5 protein-coding genes are annotated in these 2,458 nt (G+C 36.5%); 1 reads left to right on the top strand and 4 read right to left on the bottom strand.

What is annotated here, in order from left to right:
• The 4 genes from ACFINX_RS09760 to ACFINX_RS09745 form a co-directional block, all read right to left on the bottom strand.
• Positions 1–240: antA/AntB antirepressor family protein (locus tag ACFINX_RS09760; RefSeq protein WP_375668765.1), on the bottom strand; the 240-nt coding region annotated here is incomplete at its 3' end.
• A 9-nt stretch (positions 241–249) separates the two neighbouring features.
• Entirely contained in the window at positions 250–585 is a 336-nt protein-coding gene (locus ACFINX_RS09755; protein WP_375635163.1) for a Rha family transcriptional regulator, read from the bottom strand.
• Between the two features lie 122 nt (positions 586–707).
• A complete protein-coding gene (locus ACFINX_RS09750) occupies positions 708–1,082 on the bottom strand; it encodes a hypothetical protein (protein ID WP_375621129.1) in 375 nt (124 codons plus the stop codon).
• Positions 1,083–1,327: 245 nt separating this feature from the next.
• Positions 1,328–1,945 (bottom strand): S24 family peptidase, encoded by a 618-nt coding sequence (locus tag ACFINX_RS09745; RefSeq protein WP_012754749.1) that lies wholly within the window; start codon positions 1,943–1,945, stop codon positions 1,328–1,330.
• 83 nt (positions 1,946–2,028) lie between these two features.
• Between ACFINX_RS09745 and ACFINX_RS09740 the strand changes: the two genes are divergently transcribed.
• Entirely contained in the window at positions 2,029–2,403 is a 375-nt protein-coding gene (locus tag ACFINX_RS09740; protein WP_375613948.1) for a hypothetical protein, read from the top strand.
• Positions 2,404–2,458: the final 55 nt, after the last annotated feature.

Raw genomic sequence — 2,458 nt, 5'->3', positions numbered from 1 at the left:
GAGATAGTAGTTAATCGCGATAACAGCCCTAGATTTTGCGCTCGCCAAATTTGGCGACCGCAAATCTTGTGTTTTTACAAAGTCTTCTCCTTCTATAAAATTGTATCTGGTAATACGGTCCTTAATCCAATTTGAAAAGTCACGTTTTGCCTCTAAGAATGCATGCAGATCACGTGCATTTACTGTCTGAACTATTTCCTGATCAATGATTTGTTCTTTAATCTCTATGAGAGTGTTCATGATGAACTCCTATGCAGTCTGTTTAATTTTATTTTTAAGATGCATCATGATAGCTGCTCGTATTTCAGGTCTCGAAAAATCGATTTGGGGATTAGCTGCTTGCTCTTCTAATTTTTTCCAATAATCTATGATTTTTGCGCGTAACACAGTGTTATAACCTAAAATGACAATAAGAGATTCACGTTTAGGAAGATGATAACAAGGAAGAGTACGACCTGTTGAATCTTTGTATAATCCAGCAAAATTACTCAGGTCGATTTTAAGTTCGCTAAATAGTTTACGAATATCTTGCATTACATGGCCATGTCTTTTACCGCATAACTCTGCAATTTCAATGCTAGACATGGTTGGAATTGTTTCGTGTTTGTTTGTATTTTGCTGGATAGCAATTAGCTTTTCCATTACGGACCTCATATTGGGTGGGATTGATGAATGAAAGGGGGCGCTTTTAAATACGCCCTCAGAATTTAAAGCACATCACAAGGACGCAAACGGTGTTGTTGTTCATAAGTACCGTAAATCTCATCATTATATTTTTCGTCTGCGATCTCGTCTAAAAGTTCTTGGTAAGCATCACTTTCGAGTACAAAGTCATGAACTTTACTCTCCTCGTGGAGATGTTCGATATTTTCTTTTACATATGCTTCTGCAATTTCTTCAGAGATATCTTCACAATTATTCTCAGAAGGATTGATGCGAAAGATTTGGATTGCATCATCTGCCTCGTCAATAATTTTTAGAACTTGGCTTTCATCCAGTGGTCCCGACCGACCAATGTTTTGATCATCATCATAGACAACTAATAAGATTTCATCAGAATTTATAAGAATTGGCTTATCCATAATTTTTCCTCCCTAACGCCTCTTGGCGATTGTTCGTGCGTGGTTTATGGATATATTAGTACATTATGCACTAAAGATAGTCAAGTACATAATGTACTATTTTTTAAAAAAAAATAAAAAAAGACGAATCACGGCACAATTTAGAGAATCAAAATTTTGCTGTTTACTGATAAAAATCAAGCAAACTTGCTTCAATCTGTTGATGGCAATCTAATCGATAACGTGAACAGAGAATCGTATTGTGTTTACATATCAAGAATAGTGCGCCGTACACGACCTATTATAGAGATAGCGCCTTCAAGTTTTGGAGCCTTTATTGTTTTGTCGTATGAAGCGGGCTGAAAAGGAGGATCATCATTAGGTCTGTATCGTTTATATGTCGCTTGTCCAGATTCATCTGCAATTACATAGCAGGCATTAGGCACAAGTTTTTTGTCTCGCATATTTACAAATATTATAGAATCTGGAGGGCTAATTTTATTCATAGATGCCCCATCTACACGTAAAGCAATCCATTCACCGGCAGGAAGATTAACAGCCTCTGTCATAGGATAATCTGAAAAATCCATTATCCCATCTTGCTCGCTTAATTCTCCAGCGCTAATCCATGAAACGACAGGAATACTTATATTGAGGTTAGGATTTTCTTGAGGAGACTCGCCATACAAAATCCACCCCGGATCTACATTAAATACTTGTCCATAGAGCTCGGCTATTTGGCGCGAAATACCACGATTTCCATTTTCGTGACTAATTAGGGTATTTTGATTAAGAGCTGGTATAGCGCGCGCAGCTTCGCTTGGTGTTGCGTATCCAGCATTCTTACGCGCTATTTTAAGTCTATCTTTTGGCAAATAAGTCATTTGTACATTATCCACTATTTTTTTAATTCATTGTGTACGATTTTATCTTGATTTAAAATTGTACGTAATGTACTATTTGTGTCATGGTTAATGATTTTTATGTCAAAAGTTTGATTGAATCTTGGGGATCTATACGCCAATTTGCAAAAGAAATTGGTTGTAGCTATGAGGCTGCGCGTAAAATGCGTGATCGCAATAGTATTTCTCCAAAATACTGGAATATAATTATTCAGTTGTCTAAAGCCAAGGGTCTATCTTGGGTTACACTAGATTGGTTCCTACATAATTATGGGAGTAAATCCCATAGAGTTGTTCGTCCAATGACAAAACGAAGAAAAGATACGCTTCATCTGGTGGAGAAAATTAGTACAGCAAATGCATCACAAACAGTAATATCTTCTCATATTGCTGCCCCTACAGATAATAACGAACATCAACAGCATCATTCACACTCTTAAAGAAGAAAGAAAGTAAAGATGGATTATGGTTTAGCGGCAATTATTATACTTTTTA

This window comes from Bartonella sp. AP36NXGY (assembly GCF_042195865.1).
Taxonomy (GTDB): domain Bacteria; phylum Pseudomonadota; class Alphaproteobacteria; order Rhizobiales; family Rhizobiaceae; genus Bartonella.
Note: the sequence above shows the minus strand (reverse complement) of the source record. Positions and strands in the feature narration are given on the sequence as shown.

What these genes read in the sequence shown, in the direction of transcription:
- ACFINX_RS09755 (WP_375635163.1), bottom strand. Translation starts at nt 585, where the DNA reads ATGTCTAGCATTGAAATTGCAGAGTTATGCGGTAAAAGACATGGCCAT.
- ACFINX_RS09750 (WP_375621129.1), bottom strand. Translation starts at nt 1,082, where the DNA reads ATGGATAAGCCAATTCTTATAAATTCTGATGAAATCTTATTAGTTGTC.
- ACFINX_RS09745 (WP_012754749.1), bottom strand. Translation starts at nt 1,945, where the DNA reads ATGACTTATTTGCCAAAAGATAGACTTAAAATAGCGCGTAAGAATGCT.
- ACFINX_RS09740 (WP_375613948.1), top strand. Translation starts at nt 2,029, where the DNA reads ATGGTTAATGATTTTTATGTCAAAAGTTTGATTGAATCTTGGGGATCT.